This is a genomic window from Nonlabens ponticola, from assembly GCF_003966335.1.
In the GTDB taxonomy this organism is placed as follows: Bacteria; Bacteroidota; Bacteroidia; order Flavobacteriales; family Flavobacteriaceae; genus Nonlabens; species Nonlabens ponticola.
In genome coordinates this window covers 482,829-502,913 of the sequence record NZ_CP034549.1, presented here as the reverse complement: position 1 = coordinate 502,913, position 20,085 = coordinate 482,829, and the positions used below count along the sequence as shown (strand labels likewise).

The 20,085-nt window shown below is 41.9% G+C and carries 19 protein-coding genes and 1 pseudogene; 10 read left to right on the top strand and 10 right to left on the bottom strand.

Annotation, left to right across the window (positions count from 1 at the left end):
• Positions 1 to 116: 116 nt before the first annotated feature.
• The 3 genes from EJ995_RS02140 to EJ995_RS02130 form a co-directional block, all read right to left on the bottom strand.
• Entirely contained in the window at positions 117 to 1,523 is a 1,407-nt protein-coding gene (locus tag EJ995_RS02140) for a DUF2971 domain-containing protein (RefSeq protein ID WP_126445161.1), read from the bottom strand.
• A gap of 53 nt (positions 1,524 to 1,576) precedes the next feature.
• Positions 1,577 to 4,447 carry a WD40/YVTN/BNR-like repeat-containing protein gene (locus EJ995_RS02135; protein WP_126445159.1) on the bottom strand — a complete coding sequence of 957 codons (2,871 nt, stop codon included), beginning with the start codon at positions 4,445 to 4,447 and terminating at the stop codon, positions 1,577 to 1,579.
• Between the two features lie 103 nt (positions 4,448 to 4,550).
• Complete coding sequence (locus EJ995_RS02130) at positions 4,551 to 5,090, bottom strand: TPM domain-containing protein (protein WP_126445157.1); 540 nt, start codon at positions 5,088 to 5,090, stop codon at positions 4,551 to 4,553.
• Positions 5,091 to 5,212: 122 nt separating this feature from the next.
• On the opposite strand from EJ995_RS02130, the gene EJ995_RS02125 reads away from it, so the two are divergent.
• Both EJ995_RS02125 and EJ995_RS02120 read left to right on the top strand, forming a co-directional pair.
• Entirely contained in the window at positions 5,213 to 6,019 is an 807-nt protein-coding gene (locus EJ995_RS02125; protein WP_126445155.1) for a DUF6503 family protein, read from the top strand.
• Positions 6,020 to 6,137: 118 nt separating this feature from the next.
• Positions 6,138 to 7,430, top strand: coding sequence for an aminopeptidase P family protein (locus EJ995_RS02120; RefSeq protein WP_126445153.1), 1,293 nt, complete (start codon positions 6,138 to 6,140; stop codon positions 7,428 to 7,430).
• Between the two features lie 277 nt (positions 7,431 to 7,707).
• Here EJ995_RS02120 and EJ995_RS02115 read toward each other — a convergent pair whose 3' ends face one another.
• Together EJ995_RS02115 and EJ995_RS02110 are read right to left on the bottom strand one after the other, a co-directional pair.
• Positions 7,708 to 8,457 carry an SDR family oxidoreductase gene (locus tag EJ995_RS02115; protein ID WP_126445151.1) on the bottom strand — a complete coding sequence of 250 codons (750 nt, stop codon included), beginning with the start codon at positions 8,455 to 8,457 and terminating at the stop codon, positions 7,708 to 7,710.
• Between the two features lie 54 nt (positions 8,458 to 8,511).
• Complete coding sequence (locus EJ995_RS02110) at positions 8,512 to 9,084, bottom strand: TetR/AcrR family transcriptional regulator (RefSeq protein WP_126445149.1); 573 nt, start codon at positions 9,082 to 9,084, stop codon at positions 8,512 to 8,514.
• A 113-nt stretch (positions 9,085 to 9,197) separates the two neighbouring features.
• Between EJ995_RS02110 and EJ995_RS02105 the strand changes: the two genes are divergently transcribed.
• Positions 9,198 to 9,554 (top strand): hypothetical protein, encoded by a 357-nt coding sequence (locus EJ995_RS02105; RefSeq protein WP_126445147.1) that lies wholly within the window; start codon positions 9,198 to 9,200, stop codon positions 9,552 to 9,554.
• A gap of 180 nt (positions 9,555 to 9,734) precedes the next feature.
• Here the strand turns inward: EJ995_RS02105 and EJ995_RS02100 are convergent, their stop codons facing one another.
• Positions 9,735 to 10,853, bottom strand: coding sequence for a CNNM domain-containing protein (locus EJ995_RS02100; protein WP_126445145.1), 1,119 nt, complete (start codon positions 10,851 to 10,853; stop codon positions 9,735 to 9,737).
• A 115-nt stretch (positions 10,854 to 10,968) separates the two neighbouring features.
• Positions 10,969 to 11,097 (bottom strand): annotated as a pseudogene (locus EJ995_RS02095) (porphobilinogen synthase); the annotation flags it as partial.
• A 197-nt stretch (positions 11,098 to 11,294) separates the two neighbouring features.
• Here EJ995_RS02095 and EJ995_RS02090 point away from each other — a divergent pair.
• On the top strand, positions 11,295 to 11,759 hold the full coding sequence (locus EJ995_RS02090) for a hypothetical protein (protein ID WP_206482259.1): 465 nt from the start codon (positions 11,295 to 11,297) through the stop codon (positions 11,757 to 11,759).
• Between the two features lie 172 nt (positions 11,760 to 11,931).
• On the top strand, positions 11,932 to 12,528 hold the full coding sequence (locus tag EJ995_RS02085) for a DUF6705 family protein (protein ID WP_126445139.1): 597 nt from the start codon (positions 11,932 to 11,934) through the stop codon (positions 12,526 to 12,528).
• A gap of 2 nt (positions 12,529 to 12,530) precedes the next feature.
• On the opposite strand, the gene hemB is transcribed toward EJ995_RS02085, so the two are convergent.
• From hemB to EJ995_RS02070, 3 genes are all read right to left on the bottom strand, one after another.
• A complete protein-coding gene (hemB, locus tag EJ995_RS02080) occupies positions 12,531 to 13,505 on the bottom strand; it encodes a porphobilinogen synthase (protein WP_126445137.1) in 975 nt (324 codons plus the stop codon).
• A complete protein-coding gene (locus EJ995_RS02075) occupies positions 13,483 to 13,893 on the bottom strand; it encodes a hypothetical protein (RefSeq protein WP_126445135.1) in 411 nt (136 codons plus the stop codon). Before EJ995_RS02075 ends, hemB begins: the two co-directional genes overlap by 23 nt.
• An 83-nt stretch (positions 13,894 to 13,976) precedes the next feature.
• Positions 13,977 to 14,729: an SDR family NAD(P)-dependent oxidoreductase gene (locus EJ995_RS02070; protein ID WP_126445133.1), complete on the bottom strand. Its 753-nt coding sequence runs from the start codon at positions 14,727 to 14,729 to the stop codon at positions 13,977 to 13,979.
• 374 nt (positions 14,730 to 15,103) lie between these two features.
• On the opposite strand from EJ995_RS02070, the gene EJ995_RS02065 reads away from it, so the two are divergent.
• The 5 genes from EJ995_RS02065 (at position 15,104) to EJ995_RS02045 (ending at position 20,084) form a co-directional block, all read left to right on the top strand.
• Entirely contained in the window at positions 15,104 to 16,108 is a 1,005-nt protein-coding gene (locus EJ995_RS02065; RefSeq protein WP_126445131.1) for an AAA family ATPase, read from the top strand.
• A 71-nt stretch (positions 16,109 to 16,179) separates the two neighbouring features.
• Positions 16,180 to 16,539 carry a four helix bundle protein gene (locus tag EJ995_RS02060; protein WP_126445129.1) on the top strand — a complete coding sequence of 120 codons (360 nt, stop codon included), beginning with the start codon at positions 16,180 to 16,182 and terminating at the stop codon, positions 16,537 to 16,539.
• Positions 16,540 to 16,579: 40 nt separating this feature from the next.
• Positions 16,580 to 17,443: a DUF58 domain-containing protein gene (locus EJ995_RS02055; protein WP_126445127.1), complete on the top strand. Its 864-nt coding sequence runs from the start codon at positions 16,580 to 16,582 to the stop codon at positions 17,441 to 17,443.
• Positions 17,440 to 19,074: a hypothetical protein gene (locus EJ995_RS02050; RefSeq protein ID WP_126445125.1), complete on the top strand. Its 1,635-nt coding sequence runs from the start codon at positions 17,440 to 17,442 to the stop codon at positions 19,072 to 19,074. The genes EJ995_RS02055 and EJ995_RS02050 overlap by 4 nt, the downstream gene beginning before the upstream one ends.
• Positions 19,071 to 20,084, top strand: a complete 1,014-nt coding sequence (locus EJ995_RS02045; protein ID WP_126445123.1) for a vWA domain-containing protein — start codon at positions 19,071 to 19,073, stop codon at positions 20,082 to 20,084. The genes EJ995_RS02050 and EJ995_RS02045 overlap by 4 nt, the downstream gene beginning before the upstream one ends.
• Position 20,085: the final 1 nt, after the last annotated feature.

Below are 20,085 nucleotides of genomic sequence, written 5' to 3'. Positions count from 1 at the left end.
AGAAACAGGGCTTACGCCTTTAGAAAAAAATTGGTAAATCAAACATAATTAAAAATGCATGTTATTAAGGCCAAAATACAATTCTTGGAAGACAAAAAAATTGATAAAACATGCTTTCAGCGATAGCTATCAATTTTAGAAATGTTTACTGAAACGTTATCTAACTTGTTTTCATATAGTAATTGTTCAATCTGCTTCTTATTTGTAACTGGTTCAGGGCTCTTGTTACCAAGAACGATCTCGGTTAGCTCTATCGGCAATAAATCGTCATCAACATTGATTATGATATACGGATTAACGATTTTATGAGAGCTTGTTAAGCACCACATTTTTTGTATTGAATGAAGTTTCTCTTCAAGTATACTTTCTCCTTTAATAGTTTTATCACGAGCCAGAATTAATAACAATCTCACTTCTTTTTCTGGCTGATATTCGTAAGACTTGAAAAAATGCTTCCAAATTGATAACGCTCTAAATTGAAAGGATTCTTTTTTTTGCTTCTTAACGTCGCTAATTATCTTGTTTATCAATTCAATTTCAGGATGATAGTTTTCTCCATTTACTTTGATTCCGTAACAAATCTTTCGTAATTGCAGTCCAGGAATTCTCGAGGTATTTTTAATCTTGAAAACTAGACAGGCTCCTTTAGAATCATCTCCGTACAATCTCCATTGCATCAAGTCGTCTTCCAAAGATGAACTACATAATATAAATCTTTTATTTAATTCGTCAATGTCTATAGCTGAGTCAGACAATTTAAAACCTTTGTCACGATACGATTGAACGTAATCAACTTCAGAAAGATCATTCATTCCAGGAATACCATTTAATCGAATACTCTTGTGATTGATAGTCGAAAACATTGTTTCAAGTGTAGTGTATCTATAGATTGTTTCAGACTCCTCTAATTCCTCGGTGATCAATTGAAAAAATTGATTTTCAAAATTGGTTAAATCCCTTATGTCTTTAGTAAGGTGATAGAACTGACCGTTTTTATCGAATCGTAGCGAACTTTCAATTTTTTCCTTTTTGAAATGAGCAACTAAATCAGGCAATTTTTCATACAGAGGATGATCATGATGAACAAATTCTTTTTCAAATTCCATGACTGTTTTTTCGATGATCGAAGCTATACTTTCCTTTGTTTCATTGATTTCTTCTACAGTGGGTAGTTCTAATAAATGGGTTAATAAATCTTCAGAATTATCAAAGCTAAGAAGTGCATTTGTAAAAACATTTAATACATAGTGATCCAAACCATTAGAAAGAACTAAGAATTTATAGTTGATATTTATTGGTGGTATTGCGTCCCAAAAATCTTGTGGATTGATTTTAACAACACCTGCCTTAAACTCAAAAATGGCAAGTACCTCTTTGTTTTTAATTAATGCAGCATCAACAACCTTCATTTGGCCTTTATACTCCGTATAAAATTCTATGGGGAAACTTAGATCCGCTTGAGTTGATACTAATTTTGAAAATTCACTTAGAAATTTTTGAATTATTTGTAACTCTTCTTTCATGGGCTTAAATTAGATGCAAATAGAGCTGTTCCTTCCGCGATTTAATCTGATACTCACTCCACCTCAAACTTCTCACTAGCACTACCAGCGCTGTTCTTAAGAGTCAATGTGTATTTGCCTTTTGGCAGGTAATAACGACCATTGTCAGCGACTTTAGGTTGCATGTCTTTTTTGTACTTCTTTCTGCCTTTTTCTGATACTGTGCCGTTGTAGGTATAAAAGTTCAATCCGTTGTCAGATTCCAGTTCCATTTCATTGACCACTTTGCCGTCCTCGTTGGTGATCGTCAGCATTGTTTTACCAGCAGTAGGCGAGAAGTAGCTGATGTCCACACTAGGTTCTGGGCCATCACTCCACATGAAGCCTTTGCTTCCATAACGATTTGATGCTCTAAACCCTTCAACAGGCGCCAACTTCAATTTCTGGCTGTAGTAACCCACCGCGTTTTCGCTAGAAGCGGCTTTTGGTAAGCCCATAGCATCTAGATTGGCTAGATAAATTGAACGACCATGTGTTCCCACTAATAGATCATTAGCTTTTGGCTGTATTTTCAAATCATGCACTGCCACTGGTGGCATGTCGGCATTCAGCAAGCTCCAGGCGCCTGGTTGCGTTGCTACATAAACGGCATTGTCAGTACCAACAAAAACCATGTCTTTATCTGTAGGATGCTCGATAATTACATTGACAGGCGATACAGGCAATGAGCTGCCTATATTTTGCCAAGTCTTACCAGCATCTTTACTCATATATACATAAGGTGTAAAGTCGTCATTGCGGTAACCATTAAGTGTTACGTAAAGTGTGTTTTGGTCGTGTTGTGATGCTACCACACGGCTTACCCAAAGATCTGCTGGCCAGCCGCCATTCAGCTGCGACCAGGTTGCGCCACCATCTTTGGTCAATTGTACCAATCCATCATCAGATCCTGTGATGATCATTCCAAATTGAAACGGCGACTCGCTGATAGAGGTCAACGTACCGTAAGCCACGTTTCCTTTTTTGCCGCCTTGCGTCAAGTCTGGCGAGATGGCTGTCCAATCGTTTCCTTGATTCATGGATCTATGCAGTTTGTTACCGCCTAGATAAAGAATGTCCTGATTGTGACTGCTCAACAAAATAGGCGTTTGCCAGTTGAATCGATAAGGCGACTCGCCTAACTCATGTTTTGGCTGGATGTATGTTCTATCGCCCGTTTCCCGATTGATGCGGTAGTAGTTACCGAATTGGAATCCTGTATAAACCACATCACTATCACGATTGTCAATTTGCACTTGCATTCCATCACCACCCATAATGGATTCCCATGGATATTGACCTTGCTGGTGCCACGCACGATTTTCTCGAGCGTTATGCGCCGCTACCCAAACGCCATTGTCTTGCAAACCACCGTAAACGTTATACGGTTCTTCCATATCATAATTAATGGCATAAAACTGACCTACCGCAGGTGAGTTGTTCTTGATCCAGGTCTCGCCATCGTCATAAGAGATGTTCAAACCACCGTCATTACCATTGATCAAATGACCGCTCATCTTTGGATTGATCCACAACGCGTGATGATCTGCATGCACGTTTTCTCTAGAAATACTGGTCCAATTTTTACCACCATCGTCAGACTTGATGATAGGCACGCCCATCACATAAACTTTATTGACATCGCTAGGATCTACGCGCACTTGAGCGAAATAATATCCATAGCTATAAAACACATCGTCTATTTGACCTTCATGTGTTTTGGTCCAGGTTTTACCGCCATCTTTTGATAGGTATAATTCGGCACCCTTAACTGGTGTGTCAAACAATTGCGAGTTGGCATCTTCTAGGTATAACGCCAGATCAGCTGGTTGTGCTGCGCCATTACTTACCATGTTTTTGACATTCTCTGCACGGTATTTTTCTTGGAAACCGTTTTGCTTCAAGAACTTGTTCAGCTTGTCGTTTTCCAGTGCCATAAACTCGTTGCGAGACATGGATTTAAAGTCGTCTTTTGATAGGTCTGAGTCGGATTCCGCTTTCGCGAAAGCAGAATTACCACCATCTTCCTTCTCCCTACGGAATTGCGAGTCATGAATGGCATAAATCGTATTGGCATCATAAACCGCTAGACCTATGCGACCAACACCACTACCTGTCGGGAAACCGCTGGCTTCTGTTGTGATCTTAGTCCAGTTTTGGCCGCCATCGGTGCTTTTATAAATGGCACTTGCCTCGCCATCGCCGTCAAAATTCCATGCCTTGCGGTCCTTTTCCCAACTAGCAGCAAAAAGCGTATTGAAATCCTCTGGTGCTGCAGCTAGATCGATAAACCCAGCCATATCAGTCGCGTATAAAGTTTTGTTCCACGATGTACCACCATCTATGGTCGTAAATATGCCACGATGATCACTATTTGTATACAAAGGACCTGTCACGGCTACCACTACATGGTCTGCGTTGTTGGGATCAATCAAAATGCGACCTATGTGATGCGATGCTGGCAGCATGGGCTCGCTCCAGGTTTTACCCCAATCGGTAGATTTCAACAGGCCGATGCCAGCATAGCTGCTGCGGCTGGAATTGTTCTCGCCAGTTCCTGCCCAGATCACACGATCGTTCCAATCTACGGCGATATCGCCTAGATTGATGGTGCCTGCATTGTCCATGATAGGTTCAAAGCTGGTACCGTTATTTTTGGTATGCCATAAACCACCGCTGGCATATGCCACGAGCATTTCAGTAGGATTTTGCGGATTGACATCTACATCAACCACACGACCAGACATGATGGTCGGGCCTATGTTTTTGAAGCTTAAATTTTTATAAGGCGAGTTGGCCGCCATGTCTTCCATCTGCGCGATGCCTTGCAGCACTTGTTGGGCGTCTGTTTGAGCAAAGCTCATGACGCTGCTTAGGAATACAATAAGAAGTAGTGATTTTTTCATGATAGGTGGTTTATAAACTGCTAGAGCTAATCGCTGCTCAAATTAGATATTATTTTTTAGAGTAAGTGAATTGATTGTGTCGATCATATCTCAAAAACAGAGCCTAGTCCCATTTCTCGATCAGTTCCACGACTCCATCTTTAATTCCCTTATAAAAGTTGCCGTTTTTGAATGCTGGAATGATAGTCTCGTCTATAACAGTTTTGCAAATTTCATCTGTCAAGACTTCTTGAGTTCCCAATCCTGTAGCGATACCAAAAGATCGGCATGGTTTACATACTACTATCATCAAGCCGTTGTTTGATTCTTTTTGACCCACGCCCCAATAACTACCTAGGTCTGTAGCATATTGCTGTATATCGTCATAAGGTGCGATGCTATTAACACTAACGACAACTATTTGCCTGGTTGTTTCTATCTCATAATAGTAGAGCATTTGGTCCAATTCGGCTTTTTGTTTATTGGTGAATAGATTGTTGTAATCATTCACGATTCCAATGGATTTCGGGAAATAAACGCTTGAATTTCTTGAAAGGTCAGACTCGGCCGTCTCGGTAGTTATTTCATTTTCTTGAGCAAACCCATTGCAGGAAAGAAGTAAGAAACTTGATAATAGAAACAGAAAATTTAAGTAGAATCTCATGCGACGAAAAAGAAAATGATAAGAGCAAGATAAGCACTCTGCTAGCGATTAGAAAATAGGACCATTTGCAATATCTATGCGATCAGAAAGTTGAGAATGGGTAATATTTTTAGTTTTGGATCATGAAAAATACCAGATTACTTATAGGATTTCTTGCCATCGCGATGCTCATCGCCTGCAAGCCTAATACCGAAAACGAAGAAACTACAGAAAACACCACTGCCGAAACCAGCATTGACATGGATCGCTATCCAGCAGATCTACAAGAGGTTTTTGAAAATCATGGCGGCCTTGAAAAGTGGCGCTCCATGCAAAGCCTGACCTACACCATGCCAAAACCTAGCGGCGATGAGGTACATACTATCGATTTAACGAGTCGCAAGACTTTGATAGAAACAGATGCTTACCAATTAGGTTTTGATGGCGATAGCCTGTGGCTGCAACAAGACGAGCAAGCTTTTGATCCAGCACGAGCCGAATTCTACTACAATCTCATGTTTTATTTCTATGCCATGCCTTTTGTTTTGGCAGATGATGGCATCCAATACGAGCAAGTGAGAGCGCTGGAAAAGGACGGCACGTTGTATCCAGGCACCAAGATCTCTTATGCAGACAATGTGGGCAACTCGCCAGAGGACAATTACATCATTTATTATGATCCAGATACCAAAAAGATGGCCTGGCTCGCCTACACGGTCACTTATGGTCAGGACACCACGTCAGAAAAGTACAGCTTCATACACTACAACAAATGGCAAGACGTGAACGGCCTGTGGTTGCCAGAGCTATTGACCTGGTATCAAGTAGAAGATGGCCAGCCTACCGTGCCTGCTGGTGAGCCGCGTGCTTTTAATAATGTGGATATCGATGCGTCTGCCATGGGCGATGATTTTTACAGCAAGCCAGAGAATGCGACTACCGTGAACTAGTCGTGCAACAGGCATTTGTAGAGCCGTATGATGATCGTTACCTTGCATGCTTTGGATAATTACGCTTTCGCGAAAGCGTAACTACCACCATCTTTACTGCAATTATTAAAATCACTACATGAAGTACGATCCTATTGATAGCAACCTTTTTAAGAAGAACCGCAAGAAATTTATGGCGCAGATGAAGCCATCGAGTCTAGCGGTTTTTAACTCAAACGACGTTTTTAAAACGGGTGCAGATAGTACCATGCCGTTCAAGCAGCATCGCGATATTTTTTATCTATCGGGTGCAGATCAAGAGGATACGGTACTGGTACTTTTTCCAGATTGTCCAGATCCTGCGCATCGTGAGGTGCTTTTTGTGACCGAAACCAATGACCACATCGCCGTTTGGGAAGGCGAGAAGCTGACTAAGGAAAAAGCGACTGAGGTTACTGGAATTGAGACTGTTTACTGGCTCAAAGATCTGGACAAGAAATTTTTTGAAATGATGACGCAGTGCGATACGGTGTATTTCAATACTAACGAGCATTATCGTCAGGCAGTGGAAATGGAAACGCGCGAGGATCGATTTATCAAGAAAACCAAGGCGCAGTATCCTGCACACAATTATGCCAAAAGTGCGCCTATACTACAGCGTCTGCGCGCTGTAAAAGAACCTGAAGAGCTGGAATTGCTGCAAAAGGCTTGTGATATTACCAATCATAGTTTTAGACGCGTGCTGGATTTTGTGAAGCCTGGCGTTTGGGAATATGAGATTGAGGCAGAATATCTGCATGAATTTATTAGACGCCGCAGTGATGGTTTTGCCTACACGCCAATTATAGCGAGTGGTAATAATGCCAATGTGCTGCATTACATAGAGAACAACCAGCAATGTAAGGATGGTGATTTGATCCTGATGGATGTAGGTGCGGTCTATGCCAACTACAGCGCAGATATGTCGCGCACCATACCTGTAAATGGCCGATTCACAGATCGTCAAAAGCAGGTTTACAATGCTGTCAATAAAGTAAAGAACGAGGCAACAGCGATGCTCGTGCCAGGCACGCTGTGGAAGGAATATCACGTTGAGGTAGGTAAACTCATGACCAGTGAGTTGCTGGATCTAGGCTTGCTAGACAAAGCTGATGTACAAAATGAAAATCCAGACTGGCCAGCTTATAAAAAATACTTTATGCACGGTACCTCACACCACATAGGTCTAGACACACATGATTATGGTTTGCTTTGGGAACCTATGCAAGCCAATAATGTCTTTACCGTAGAACCAGGAATTTACATACCGCAAGAAGGTTTTGGGATCCGACTGGAAGATGATGTTGTTATCCAAGAAAGCGGCGCGCCTAAAAATTTGATGGGCGATATTCCTATTGAGGTTGAAGAGATTGAGGATTTGATGAATAAGTAAGTTGCTCGTTTTTCCTGACGGAAAATTTTGTGACGATTGACTTTTTGACGACCGACTTGATGACGATTGACTGATTGACAAAAGATGCTCGTTTTTCCTGACGGAAAATCTTGTAATGTAAGACGAAAGACTTTTACGCTTTTTTGCGAAAACTTGCGAGACGAAACATCACTATATAACAAAAGGGCAAACTTGAGTTTGCCCTTTTTTGATTTCTGTGAATCGCTTAGTCATTCAAATTGTTTTGAACTGGTCTTAAGTCATAAATCATCAGTCACTACACTTGCACCATACCACCATCTACTTGGATCTCGTGGCCTGTGATGTAACTGGCGTCGTCGCTGGCTAGGAACAAAACGGTTTTGGCTATTTCAGACGGCTCACCAAAACGGTTCATCGGTACCATGTTTAAGATACCTTCTGCCATTTGTTGTTGTTGCTCTTCAGGAACACCAGCTTCATTGAAGAAGTTGGTTCCAATCGGGCCTGGACTTACCGCATTAACTCTGATGCCCTGCTCTTTAAACTCATTAGCAAAACTGCTGGTAAAGTATTTAACGGCACTTTTGGCAGCACCATATATACTGGCACCTTGCATCGCCATATCAGTTACCACACTCGTGTTAAAAATGATTGAACTGCCTTTTTTCAAAAAAGGTAGCGTCTTTTGCGTGGTAAAATAACCACCTTTTACAAGAGCATTGAATTGGCTATCAAAAGCTTCCTCGCTAGCCTCAGCAAGCGAAGTGAACTTACCAAAACCTGCGTTTACAAATAAAACATCCACATGATCTGTATGTTTTCCTAGATGTGTACCAAAAGACTGCAAGTCTTCCCACTTTCCAGCGTCACTCACAAAACCTTTGATGTCGCCACCTAGTTCTTGAACGGTGCTGTCGATGTTTTCCTGCTTACGGCTGGTAATAATTACCGTTGCGCCTTTGTCAAGAAACGCCTTGGCAGTTGCTTTACCTATACCGCTGGTACCACCGGTAACTACTACTGTTTTTCCTTTAAAATCACTCATAATTTATAAATTTAATTACTGGAACAATCGTTCCAGATTGGGTTAAAAAAAATATTACTCTAAAACCGAAAGGTTCAAATCGATGATTCCTTTCAATACGTTGATGTCTTTAACTAAAATTCCCGTCATGCGATAGCCTTGAAAAGCATTGAACACATGCCACGCATATTCACGACTGCTCTTGTCTTTATTAATCACGCCAGATTCCTGACCATCTCTCACTAGTTTCTCAAACATGAGCAGCGATTGCTCTTGGGTGTTCTCAAGAAACGCTTTGATGGATACGTCCGCATTTAATTCTGACTTACAGCTCATGCTCATACAGCCACGAGAATCGGTCTGAATCTCTGGTAAAAACATGTAAAATATGTTGCGTATCGCTTCTAGCGGATGGGCAGCTTGTTCAATCGCGGCCGTAAACTGTTGTTGCGTCCCGTTCATGTAATGTTTGAGCGACGCCTTATACAAATCCATCTTGTCGCCAAAGCTGTTATATAAACTACTGCGATTAAGACCAGTCGCATCAACCAATTGCTGCATGCTGGTAGCCTGATAACCATGAGCCCAGAAAGTCTGCATGGCAGCTTCTAGTACTTGTTCACGATTGAATGTTTCTACTCTAGGCATGGTGCAAATATATATTGAAACAATCGTTTCAAATAACAACTATTAAGATTTTAACTATTGAGTCACGCACGAGAGTAGGTTCTAAAACTGTAGATAAGCAGTAGCTTTGCAGTATGGCAAGAGATGAGCAGTTAAAAGAGCGCTGGGCGCGCACGGTGGCGTTTTTTCAAGAACGTTTTGGTGATGGTGAAGAGATGGACCTGGATGCGATTCTGTTTATCATCGGTGTACAGGAATTGGGACAACTGCATCGTAAGTTCAGCAAGGATGAGAAGTACCAATTGATGCACATTGCTATATGTCGCGTTCTTGAACCTTATGGCTATTACGAATTCTCACATTTTGACGATGAAAAATGGCCTCATTATCGCGTGATGCAAAATCTGCCACCACTCAAGGCAGGCGAGCAATCATTGCTTATGAAAGAGGCGATTGTCCACTATATGATGGCCGCTGAGGTGATTGATTAGAATTTGTCTACTTAGTATATCATCCAAATCATACAGGCTACGATCTGGGCCAATTTCTTGCAGGATAAAATATCGTGATTACGCTTTCGTACCGTTTCGTGGCACGGCATAAACTTCACCCTTGCTTCACAACGGTGAAAGCGTAATGATCAAAAGCATCCAGCGGGAATTAAAGAAATTCTACTTTTTAGAATCTTCCTCAGGATTTTCAGCATCGGTACCCAAGGTTTCTAAGCCTAGGACTTTACTTCGTTTCTCCCAGTTTTTACGGGCGAGTAGCTGCATATCTTCTACATTATCGCTTTCGTCCATGATCTCTAGACCTAGCATGGTCTCGATCACGTCTTCCATAGTGGCTAGGCCTTGAACACTACCGTAATCATCAAGTACCAGCGCGATGTGTTCCTTGCTAGCAATCATCTGGTCAAATAGTTGCGTGATGGGCAAGTCGGCACGTACCATGGCGATTTCACGTCGTAGATCTTCTAGTGTTTCGGCAGGTTTGTCGTGAATAATGTCTGCTAGAATAGCATCCTTGAGGACATATCCTGTGATGTCATCACGGTTCTTTCCGAAAATGGGAATACGAGAAAAACGCAATTCTTGATTGGCTTCAAAAAAGTCTTTGATCGCCATGGATTGCTGCGCCATAAACATCACAGATCGTGGCGTCATAATGTCCTTGACCTCGATCTTGTTGAAGTTCATGAGGCTTTTGATGTATTGACCTTCAGTAGGTTCAAAGACACCTTCTTGCTCGGCAGTTTCTGTGATAGCCACAAATTCCTCACGGGTCATGGTATTCATGTGCGCACTTTTACCAATAGCTCTAGTGGTCAATTGTAATACCCATAAAATTCCTGTGTATTTGAGAACCGCAACCATACCCACCAAAATCCTGGTCGAGATACCAGCAAGTCCTTGCCAGTAGGTAGCACCTATGGTTTTAGGAATAATCTCACTGACGACAAGAATCAGCACGGTCATGATACCAGACACCACACCGACTAGCGGTATGCCTAGAACGTAGGCTTGGTAGCCGTCCGCCACCATACTTTCTGCCTGTACACCAACGAGAATCGCACCAACGGTGTGCGCCAGTGTATTGAGTGTCAAGATGGCAATTAGCGGTTTGTCAACGTCTTCCTTGAGCTCAGTCAGCGCATCTGTATAAGAGGCGCCTTCCTGCGTTTTCATCTTGATAAAAGTAGGCGTGATGGAAAGTAGAACGGCCTCGAGTATGGAACACATAAACGAGAAAAAAATCGATACTACTGCGTAAAGGATAAGTAATCCCATGAAATTATTTTAAGGTAAAAGTAGGGAAAGCGGTTTGTTGAGGTCGTTAAGTTTTAGGGAAAATGTTGAGACATCATTTTTTAATCAATCCGTTTTTCTGGAATTTATCATAGTTCTAATAGCCGTACCCAATCATCCTAACCACATCCTTAAAAATATAGTTCGCAATCAAACTAGCGCCAGTACGCTTGATGGCAGTGACCTGTTCCATCATGACTGCATCGTGATCTAGCCAGTCTTTATCGAAGATTAAATTTTAATTCTAGCTGCTCAGATGCGCTCCAGACACTTTTGTGAAAAGGTTATCTTAGAGTCATGGTTGAATTGAGAAAGAGTCACTTATTGATGATACTATTTCTTTGCGTTGGTCAAGCGAGCTGCCAAACGATTATGTCGTTAGAGGCTCATCGTGCATGCATATTAGATGAGGAAAATTGCGAATTGCCTTCGAGTCTAGATTACGTCAAAGACATTAATGATATTCTAGATCCTTTAGTTGGTAAATGGTCTGGAATCGCAAACGGTAAGAGTTATGAATTAAATATTGAGAAATACAGAGAGAATTCCGCTGACTTTGCCATGGACATTTTAGGCAAGCAGCATAAAATTATTGACTTGAATACTGATGAAGTTATAGAAGACACATTCAATGTCTCTATTAGAAGTAAACGTCTTAGAGGTCATGGAATAACACAAGGACGTAATGGTAATTGGTTTTATGATTTTTTTCAGTTAAAAAGCTCGGAGTGCTACATTTACGGTAATGTCTTTATTACCAAAATCGATGATAACACTCTAAAATTATTTTTTCAACAATATGGCTCAAGCCAGCCAACTCAAGAAGATTGTCCTAGTGGTTTCAATCAATTGTATCCAGACAATATGATTTTAACACGAGTAGAGTAGTTAGAAAAACATTATTATTGAATGACTTAAAGACCATTAAACTTCTGGAAAAATGATTAATCTGATTTCTTCGGTGGTCTTATTAAGTCTTGTTCCGCTCTAAATTTAGTAGCAGAAATTTCTCATTAAATAATCGCAACATCTCAAACTGCATCAAAATATTTATAGCAAGATGAAACTACATGTAAACTTGATATTTTTTATAGGTGCATGTCTAGGCTATTCTCAAATTGTACCAATTGATTATAATTATTTATCCATAGATGATCAATCCAATTTGTATATCAAGGATATCAATAACGATATGTTGGTTTTTGAAGGCACTTATAAATTTGAACAAAGCAATGAAGAATTCACCTTAGTTTTGGAAAGAGTCGAGGCGCACGAAAAGGGTGGTGAGTACGGCAAAGCAGACATGTTATTGGGGAACTACAAATATGTGAAAAATGGTGTTGAGATCATCAATACTTTGAATCAAGCAATAACACAAGGCTCTCCAGATGATGTCTATCATTTTTCCTCTATGTATTTTAGGCCAGGAAAACCTGTTAACTTTATCTTTGAAGATCCGGTGAATAGTAAGTGGACAAGCTATGACTCAAATGTTATACTCAGTACTAGAGAGATCTTGACATCATCTGGACTGGTTGAGCAAAAGGTGCTAAGAATGAAAACTATGATTGTAGGTTTTCTCAATCTTAATGATGACCCAGAGGCATCTCAAAGGTTGAGGATCCCTAAGGAAATGACACTCATAAAAGTTGATTGATTTTAAGAAATCACCTTGACCACATCCTTAGCAAAATAACTAGCAATTAAACTAGCTCCAGCGCGCTTGATGGCAGTGACCTGTTCCATCATGACGGCATCGTGGTCTAGCCAGCCTTGATCGGCCGCGGCTTTGAGCATCGCATACTCACCACTTACTTGATAAACGGCAATAGGCAGCTCTACTTCATTATGTAAATCGCGCACGATGTCCAGATAGCACAATCCTGGTTTTACCATGAGAATGTCAGCACCTTCATCGATGTCCATGAGAGATTCCTTAATGGCTTCAGACCTATTGGCTGGATCCATTTGGTAGGTTTTCTTATCGCCAAAACCTGGTGCGCTATCCAGCGCATCTCTAAAAGGGCCGTAAAAAGCACTGGCATATTTGGCGCTGTAGCTCATGATACCTGTATCGGTAAATCCGTTTTCTTCCAGCGCTTCCCGTATGTAAAGAATACGTCCATCCATCATATCACTTGGTGCCACCATATCTGCGCCAGCTTGTGCTTGCGAGACGCTCATTTGCGCCAGCACCTCGCTGGTAGCATCGTTTAAGATCTTACCGTTTTCAACGATACCATCATGACCATAGCTGGAATAAGGATCTAGCGCTACATCTGTCATGACATACATATCTGGTGCGGCATCTTTGACGGTTTTGATGGCTCGCTGCATGAGACCGTCACTATTGAGAGCTTCAGTGCCTTTGTTGTCTTTTAAATCATCGGGAACCTTGACAAAAAGCAGCACGCTTTTCAATCCCATGTTCCAGAGTTCTTTGACTTCTTTTGCCAGCAAGTCCAGACTGTATCTGTAATAATCAGGCATGCTGGCTATCTCTTCTTTCACGCCTTTACCTTCTACCACAAATAGCGGAACGATAAAATCACTAGGCGTCACCACGGTTTCTTGAACCAGTGAACGTATAGCAGCTGTGGTACGTAATCTTCTATTTCTTCTTAGCGGATACATAGGGTATGTCTAATTGTTGCAATAAAGTCTCAAACTCTTTTTCAAACGCCGCAGTTTCAAAAACAACTTTTTTAGTGTCGTTGTAGATGATCAATTGATCTGTTTTTGCAGCGGTTTGATTTCTGTTTTGAAAGCGGTCTTGTACAAAGGTATTGATCAAAATGGCTTCATCATAAGAAAGCTCTTTTCTTATCGTCTCTTCAGGGCCAAAATATGCCATCACATTATTCATAAAACTCATGCGATGTTCTTCATTTTCCAGAATAACATACCTGATACTGAAATCCTGAGTATCAAAAACTGCGTTGATATTTTCACTGGTAGCTGCCAGCTCTTTCTGGCAGGAAAGCAGCAGTAGAAATACAAGAAGTGGCAGTATTTTTTTCATGTAATTTGTAATTGTCATTCCGCACTTGCGCCGAGCTGAGCTTGTCGAAGTGATGCGGAATCGGCTGGAACATACCGTAAAACCTATCCCTTATTCAACACTGTACTACTAGCCTGTGCTGTACACATCATGGTCAGGTCTGCAATGTTGACGTGTGCAGGTCTGGTAAGGGCAAATAGAATGACATCTGCAATGTCTTCTGGTTGCAGGGCTTTGTAGCCTTGATATACTTTGTCGGCTCTATCGGTATCGCCCTTAAAACGCACCTTGCTAAAATTGGTTTCTACCAGTCCAGGATTTACCGCACCTACCTTGATTTTGTACGGATTCAAATCTAGACGCATACCAGTCGTGATGGCATCTACGGCATGTTTGCTACCGCAGTACACATTACCATTGGGATAAACTTCCTTACCAGCGGTAGAGCCTATATTGATAATATGACCAGACTCACGCTCGCGCATTTGCGGTATGATCGCATGACTTACATACAGCAAGCCCTTGACATTGATATCCATCATCGCGTCCCAATCGTCCACACTGCCCTTATCGATAGGATCCAGCCCATGTGCATTTCCCGCGTTATTGATAAGCACATCAATCTGGCTGAATTCAGCTGGCAATCCTTGAATTAATTCATGGACGCGATCCTTGTCACGCACGTCAAATTCCAGCGTGGTGACGTCTGTCTTTTCGCCGAGTTCATTTTGCAATTCCGCAAGTTTTTCACTGTTGCGACCGCATAAAATGAGTCGGTAATCATTACTTGCTAGTAGTTGTGCCGTTGCGAGTCCTATACCGCTGGTGGCGCCTGTGATCAATACTGTTTTTGCCATATCTCAAAGGTAGTCAGAATCTTGGTGTGATGCACCGCAGCCTACTTGCAGGAATTTTAAACCTTTTGCCTGCGCTTGTGTCTTACTTTATGTGGGTTAGAATTTTGCTTTCGCGAAAGCGTAATCCCAAAAAACAGCATCGTTAAATATGTGCTTTAAAGAATATAATTAATAGGTGGACAAGTGTGCCTATGAGTTATTTAACCAAGTTTTTAATGGAGTAAAGAGCAAAGCGTAACAAACCTATACCAACTGCAACAAATAGACAGTTTGCAGTGTACCGGCTACTTTTTATTTTTGAGAGGATATTAAGGAAGCCTGGAACAAGAAAAGCTATTTTTAGGAGTTAAGAAAAGAGTCGAAAATCATTATTTATGAATCAAGAACATACGGCCGTAGATGTGGCCAGTATCAATGATAAGGTGCAAGCTGAAAGTGCGTTTATAGATCAGCTGGTACGTGAGATGAATAAGGTAATCGTGGGTCAACAGTACATGATCGATCGATTGCTCATAGGACTGCTAGGACGCGGTCACATATTGCTAGAAGGTGTGCCTGGACTTGCCAAAACACTGGCGATCACCACGCTTTCCAAAGCCGTTCAAGGTAGTTTCTCGCGCATACAGTTTACACCAGACCTGCTGCCAGCAGATGTCGTAGGAACGCTGATTTACAACATGAAGGAAAATGATTTTTCCATACGCAAAGGACCCATTTTTGCCAATTTTGTCCTGGCAGATGAGATCAATCGTGCGCCTGCCAAAGTACAATCTGCACTGCTGGAAGCCATGCAGGAAAAGCAAGTGACCATAGGCGACACGACTTTCAAACTGGAGAAACCATTTCTGGTAATGGCCACTCAAAATCCAGTAGATCAAGAAGGAACCTATCCGTTACCTGAGGCACAAATGGACCGTTTTATGTTAAAAACAGTCATCGACTATCCTACCATCGCAGACGAGCAATTTATCATGCGCGCCAATCTCAAGAAGGAATTTCCAGAACCTAATCCTGTAATCACGCCAGAGCAAATCCTGCGTGCGCAAGATGCGGTAGAGATGGTTTATATGGATGAGAAGATTGAAAAGTACATTCTCGACATCATTTTTGCGACGCGTTACCCAGAAAAATACAACCTGGCCGACTTGAAGCCGCTGATTAGTTTTGGCGCATCACCACGTGGATCCATCAACCTTGCCAAGGCCGCCAAATGCTATGCATTTATCAAGCGCCGCGGTTATGTCGTGCCAGAAGATGTGCGCGCGGTAGTGCTAGACGTCCTGCGTCACCGTATAGGAATCACCTATGAAGCCGAGGCAGAAAGTTACACCACGGAAGATATCGTGAATAAGATCGTGAATACGATTGAAGTACCTTAATTAATGCGATAATTGGTTAATGTGCTAATGTGTTTTGTTCTGAATTGCTTCCCAAGATTTAATAATTAAAAATGTCTAAAACGAATCCGATCGTAGATCTGAGTTTTCAGTTTTCATTAGAGATTATTGAATTTGTTCAAGTATTGAAAGAACAAAAGAATTGGGAGCTTTCCTCACAAATATTTAGATCTGGTACAAGCATAGGAGCCAATATTCATGAAGCACAAGGTGCAGAAAGCAGAAATGATTTTGTCCATAAATTAAAGATAGCCTCTAAAGAATGTCTTGAAACAGATTACTGGTTACAACTGTGTAAAACGTCTCAACATTTACCAACACCGCCAGAATTATTATTTGAGAAAAGAACGTCAATAGCAAAATTGTTATCATCTATAATCGCATCAACTAAAAGAAATACGCCAATAAAGTAATTAGCACATTAACCCATTACCACATTAACTGATTAAAAAATTGGACACAAAAGAACTCCTTAAAAAAGTACGCAAGATCGAGATCAAGACTCGGCGGTTGAGCGATGCCGTTTTTGGAGGTGAGTACCACAGCGCCTTTAAGGGTCGTGGTATGACTTTTAGTGAGGTGCGCCAATATCAATACGGCGATGATGTGCGCAATATCGATTGGAATGTTACCGCTAGATTTAGAGAGCCGTTTGTCAAAGTTTTTGAAGAAGAACGTGAGCTCACACTCATGCTGGTGGCAGATGTCAGCGGCAGTACCCTTTTTGGAACCCAAGACCAGCTCAAACGTGAGATCATTACCGAAATCAGCGCAACGCTGGCATTCAGCGCTTTGCAGAATAATGATAAGGTAGGCTTGCTGCTCTTTTCAGATCAGGTAGAATTATTTGTACCGCCTAAAAAAGGTAAGTTTCACATCTTGCGCATCATTCGTGAGCTGTTGGAATTTGAACCATCCAACAAGACCACTAACTTGGGTAACGCACTAGAATATCTAGGTGGCGTGCTCAAGAAAAAAGCTATTGTTTTTGTGATGTCAGATTTCATGACCAGCGATTATCAAAAGCCATTGCAAGTCATAGGTCGCAAGCACGATGTCACTGGCGTGCGCGTGTATGACCAGCGAGAGCAGGAATTGCCCAGCATGGGATTAGTGCCATTTAAGGATCAAGAAACAGGCAAGCAACGCATCATTAATACCAGCTCGCGCAGCGTGAGAACTAAGTATGCCGCCTTTCACAAAGAAAACGCTGCTTACTTCAAGAATAGCTTTACCAAGGCAGATGCTGGCGCCATCGATCTGGAAACGAGAGAGAATTACACCACTAAACTTTTAGGATACTTCAAGCGCAGATGAGAAAATTGTTATTCATTTTCATAGCATTGATATCAACCACCGCAGGCGCACAATCCACAGCTGTACAGACTAGCGTGGATCGAGACAGCATCATGATGGGCGAGGAAATCTTGCTGCAACTGGCTGTTCCAGTGACTAAGGATGACTTGGTCATTTTTCCTATTCAGCAAAACGTTGGGCCGCTCGAGGTCATAGAATCCTATCCAGTAGATACGATCAGGGAAAACGACAACATCACGCTCTTCAAAAAATACGGTCTCACGCAATGGGATTCTGGCGATTACCGCATACCAGCCTTAAAAGTGATTAAGAACAATGCCTCGATCTACAGCGATAGTTTGATGGTAAAAGTGCGCGAGGTAAAAGCCGACACTACGGTGCAAAAAATGTTCCCGATCAAGGCAGACATTGAGAACGATTACCCCAAACCATTCAACTGGGCTGGACTCTTGTGGCTGCTCTTGTGGATTCCATTAGGGATTGTTTTTGTTTTGCTTTCGCGAAAGCGTACTCGTAAAATGTATGAGGACACGCTACCACCATTTGAGTGGGCAAAATACCGCTTGAAACTGCTGGAAGAGAGCAAACTCGCCCAAAACGGTGCCTGGAAAGAATATTACACAGAACTCACGTACATCTTGCGTCGCTACATAGATCAAAAAGTCTATGATCACGCACTTGAAAATACAACCGACGAGCTGCTGGAAAATCTGAAACAAGAGACTGCGGCTAGAGATGTATCGCTTACAGATAAAACACTGGCACGACTGGAGCAACTCTTGAAAAAAGCCGACTTGATCAAGTTTGCAGGCATGAGTGGTGATGCAATTAGTGCCAAAGAAGATCGCGGCGCAGCGCACGATATCATTTATAATATTCACCAAGTGTTGCCACCACCATCTGAAGATGAGCTGCAGCTAGATGTAGAATACAGACGCAAGCAAGACCGCAAGAACAAGATTAAGAAAATAGCGCTGTATATAGGCGCGACAATTTTGGCAATTGCTGTGGCAATAGGAACTTGGATTGCCGTGGTAGGCTATGATAATTTTAAGGATCAGCTGTTTGGTAATGAACTGCGTGAATATTATGATGGACCTCGATATACCAGTAGTTATGGGACGCCTAGTATCACACTTACCACACCAGAAATATTAAAGCGCAGACTGGACAAACCAGTAGGTGGACAGCTGGCATTAGCAACATCTAACATTGATATGTTCAGTCTCAATGACATGGACAGCGATTTGTACGTCATCTTGATGACCATGCAGTTTAAAGGTCAAGGACCAGCTGCCGATGAGGAAATTCCTGCCGAATTATTTACAGAGCCTATTTACACCAGTCTGGAAGAACAAGGCGCGACAAACATCGTGATGCTGGACGAGCCAGCAGAGCTGCAAGGTTTCAAAGGCCTGAAACTCGAAGGGACTTATGAATATGACGAGCAAGCCTTTGAGTATGTAGTATATCTGTACATTCAAGGCGCTGCCGTACAGCAAGTCTGGATAGGAAACCTCAAGACTAACAATGATGAGGAAGACAAAGAATACGGTAGATTATTGAGAGAACAAATTGTCAACAGCATAGAGCTTAAAAAACCGCAACCTAAAAACGACCAGCAGCAATGATACAGTGGTGGAATAGGGTAGAGTTTTTGAATCCGCAGTGGTTCTGGTTGTTGTTGATCATACCATTCCTGGCCGCGTATTACTGGTGGCAAGGCAGGCAAGACAACGCTACTGTTAAGATTTCTAGTTTGCAAGGTTTTGAATCGGGCACTTCGTGGCTGGCCAGACTTAGACCGCTGTTATATGTGTTGCGATTACTGGCTATTGCGTTGTTAATTGTTGCCATGGCACGACCGCAAACGACAGACACCACCACAAAAGTCAGCACTACCGAAGGTATCGACATCGTTCTCGCCATTGACGTGAGTGCTAGTATGCTTGCCAAAGATCTCAAACCAGACCGACTGGAAGCGACTAAAGAAGTAGCGCTGGATTTCATCAAAGGCCGACCTACAGATCGCATTGGCGTGGTTGTTTATGCAGGTGAGAGTTACACCAAAACACCAATCACTACAGATCAAAGTATCACGGTGAGAGCTGTTGAAGATATTGAGTACGATAACGTATTACAAAATGGTACAGCCATAGGCATGGGTCTGGCAACCGCAGTAAACCGACTTAAAGAAAGCGAGTCAGAAAGTAAAGTCATTATCTTGATGACTGATGGTGTGAACAATTCTGGATTTATAGATCCTAAAATAGCATCTGAGCTTGCGGTGGAATACGGCATTAAAGTTTATACGATAGGAATTGGCACAAACGGGAACGCTTATTCACCAGTTTCCATCAAGGCTGATGGTAGCTTTAGATTTGCATTGACGCCAGTTGAGATCGACGAGCAATTAATGAAAGAAATTGCATCATCTACAGGTGGTACCTATTATCGTGCGACCAACAATAAAAAGCTGGCCCAGATTTATCAAGAAATTGATCAACTAGAAAAAACCGAAGTGGAAGAATTTAAGTTCACAGATGTTCAAGAAAAATTTAGACCGCTAGTTTTGCTAGCCTTGGCATTGTTGAGTATGGAGATGTTATTGAGGTATACATTATTTAGAACTGCTGCGTGAT

Excerpts from the sequence above, each read along its gene's own strand:
- EJ995_RS02140 (WP_126445161.1), bottom strand. The coding sequence starts at position 1,523 with ATGAAAGAAGAGTTACAAATAATTCAAAAATTTCTAAGTGAATTTTCA.
- EJ995_RS02100 (WP_126445145.1), bottom strand. The coding sequence starts at position 10,853 with ATGGGATTACTTATCCTTTACGCAGTAGTATCGATTTTTTTCTCGTTT.
- EJ995_RS02120 (WP_126445153.1), top strand. The coding sequence starts at position 6,138 with ATGAAGTACGATCCTATTGATAGCAACCTTTTTAAGAAGAACCGCAAG.
- EJ995_RS02115 (WP_126445151.1), bottom strand. The coding sequence starts at position 8,457 with ATGAGTGATTTTAAAGGAAAAACAGTAGTAGTTACCGGTGGTACCAGC.
- EJ995_RS02130 (WP_126445157.1), bottom strand. The coding sequence starts at position 5,090 with ATGAGATTCTACTTAAATTTTCTGTTTCTATTATCAAGTTTCTTACTT.
- EJ995_RS02050 (WP_126445125.1), top strand. The coding sequence starts at position 17,440 with ATGAGAAAATTGTTATTCATTTTCATAGCATTGATATCAACCACCGCA.
- EJ995_RS02110 (WP_126445149.1), bottom strand. The coding sequence starts at position 9,084 with ATGCCTAGAGTAGAAACATTCAATCGTGAACAAGTACTAGAAGCTGCC.
- EJ995_RS02105 (WP_126445147.1), top strand. The coding sequence starts at position 9,198 with ATGGCAAGAGATGAGCAGTTAAAAGAGCGCTGGGCGCGCACGGTGGCG.
- EJ995_RS02070 (WP_126445133.1), bottom strand. The coding sequence starts at position 14,729 with ATGGCAAAAACAGTATTGATCACAGGCGCCACCAGCGGTATAGGACTC.
- EJ995_RS02075 (WP_126445135.1), bottom strand. The coding sequence starts at position 13,893 with ATGAAAAAAATACTGCCACTTCTTGTATTTCTACTGCTGCTTTCCTGC.
- EJ995_RS02125 (WP_126445155.1), top strand. The coding sequence starts at position 5,213 with ATGAAAAATACCAGATTACTTATAGGATTTCTTGCCATCGCGATGCTC.
- EJ995_RS02045 (WP_126445123.1), top strand. The coding sequence starts at position 19,071 with ATGATACAGTGGTGGAATAGGGTAGAGTTTTTGAATCCGCAGTGGTTC.
- EJ995_RS02085 (WP_126445139.1), top strand. The coding sequence starts at position 11,932 with ATGAAACTACATGTAAACTTGATATTTTTTATAGGTGCATGTCTAGGC.
- EJ995_RS02065 (WP_126445131.1), top strand. The coding sequence starts at position 15,104 with ATGAATCAAGAACATACGGCCGTAGATGTGGCCAGTATCAATGATAAG.
- hemB (WP_126445137.1), bottom strand. The coding sequence starts at position 13,505 with ATGTATCCGCTAAGAAGAAATAGAAGATTACGTACCACAGCTGCTATA.
- EJ995_RS02135 (WP_126445159.1), bottom strand. The coding sequence starts at position 4,447 with ATGAAAAAATCACTACTTCTTATTGTATTCCTAAGCAGCGTCATGAGC.
- EJ995_RS02060 (WP_126445129.1), top strand. The coding sequence starts at position 16,180 with ATGTCTAAAACGAATCCGATCGTAGATCTGAGTTTTCAGTTTTCATTA.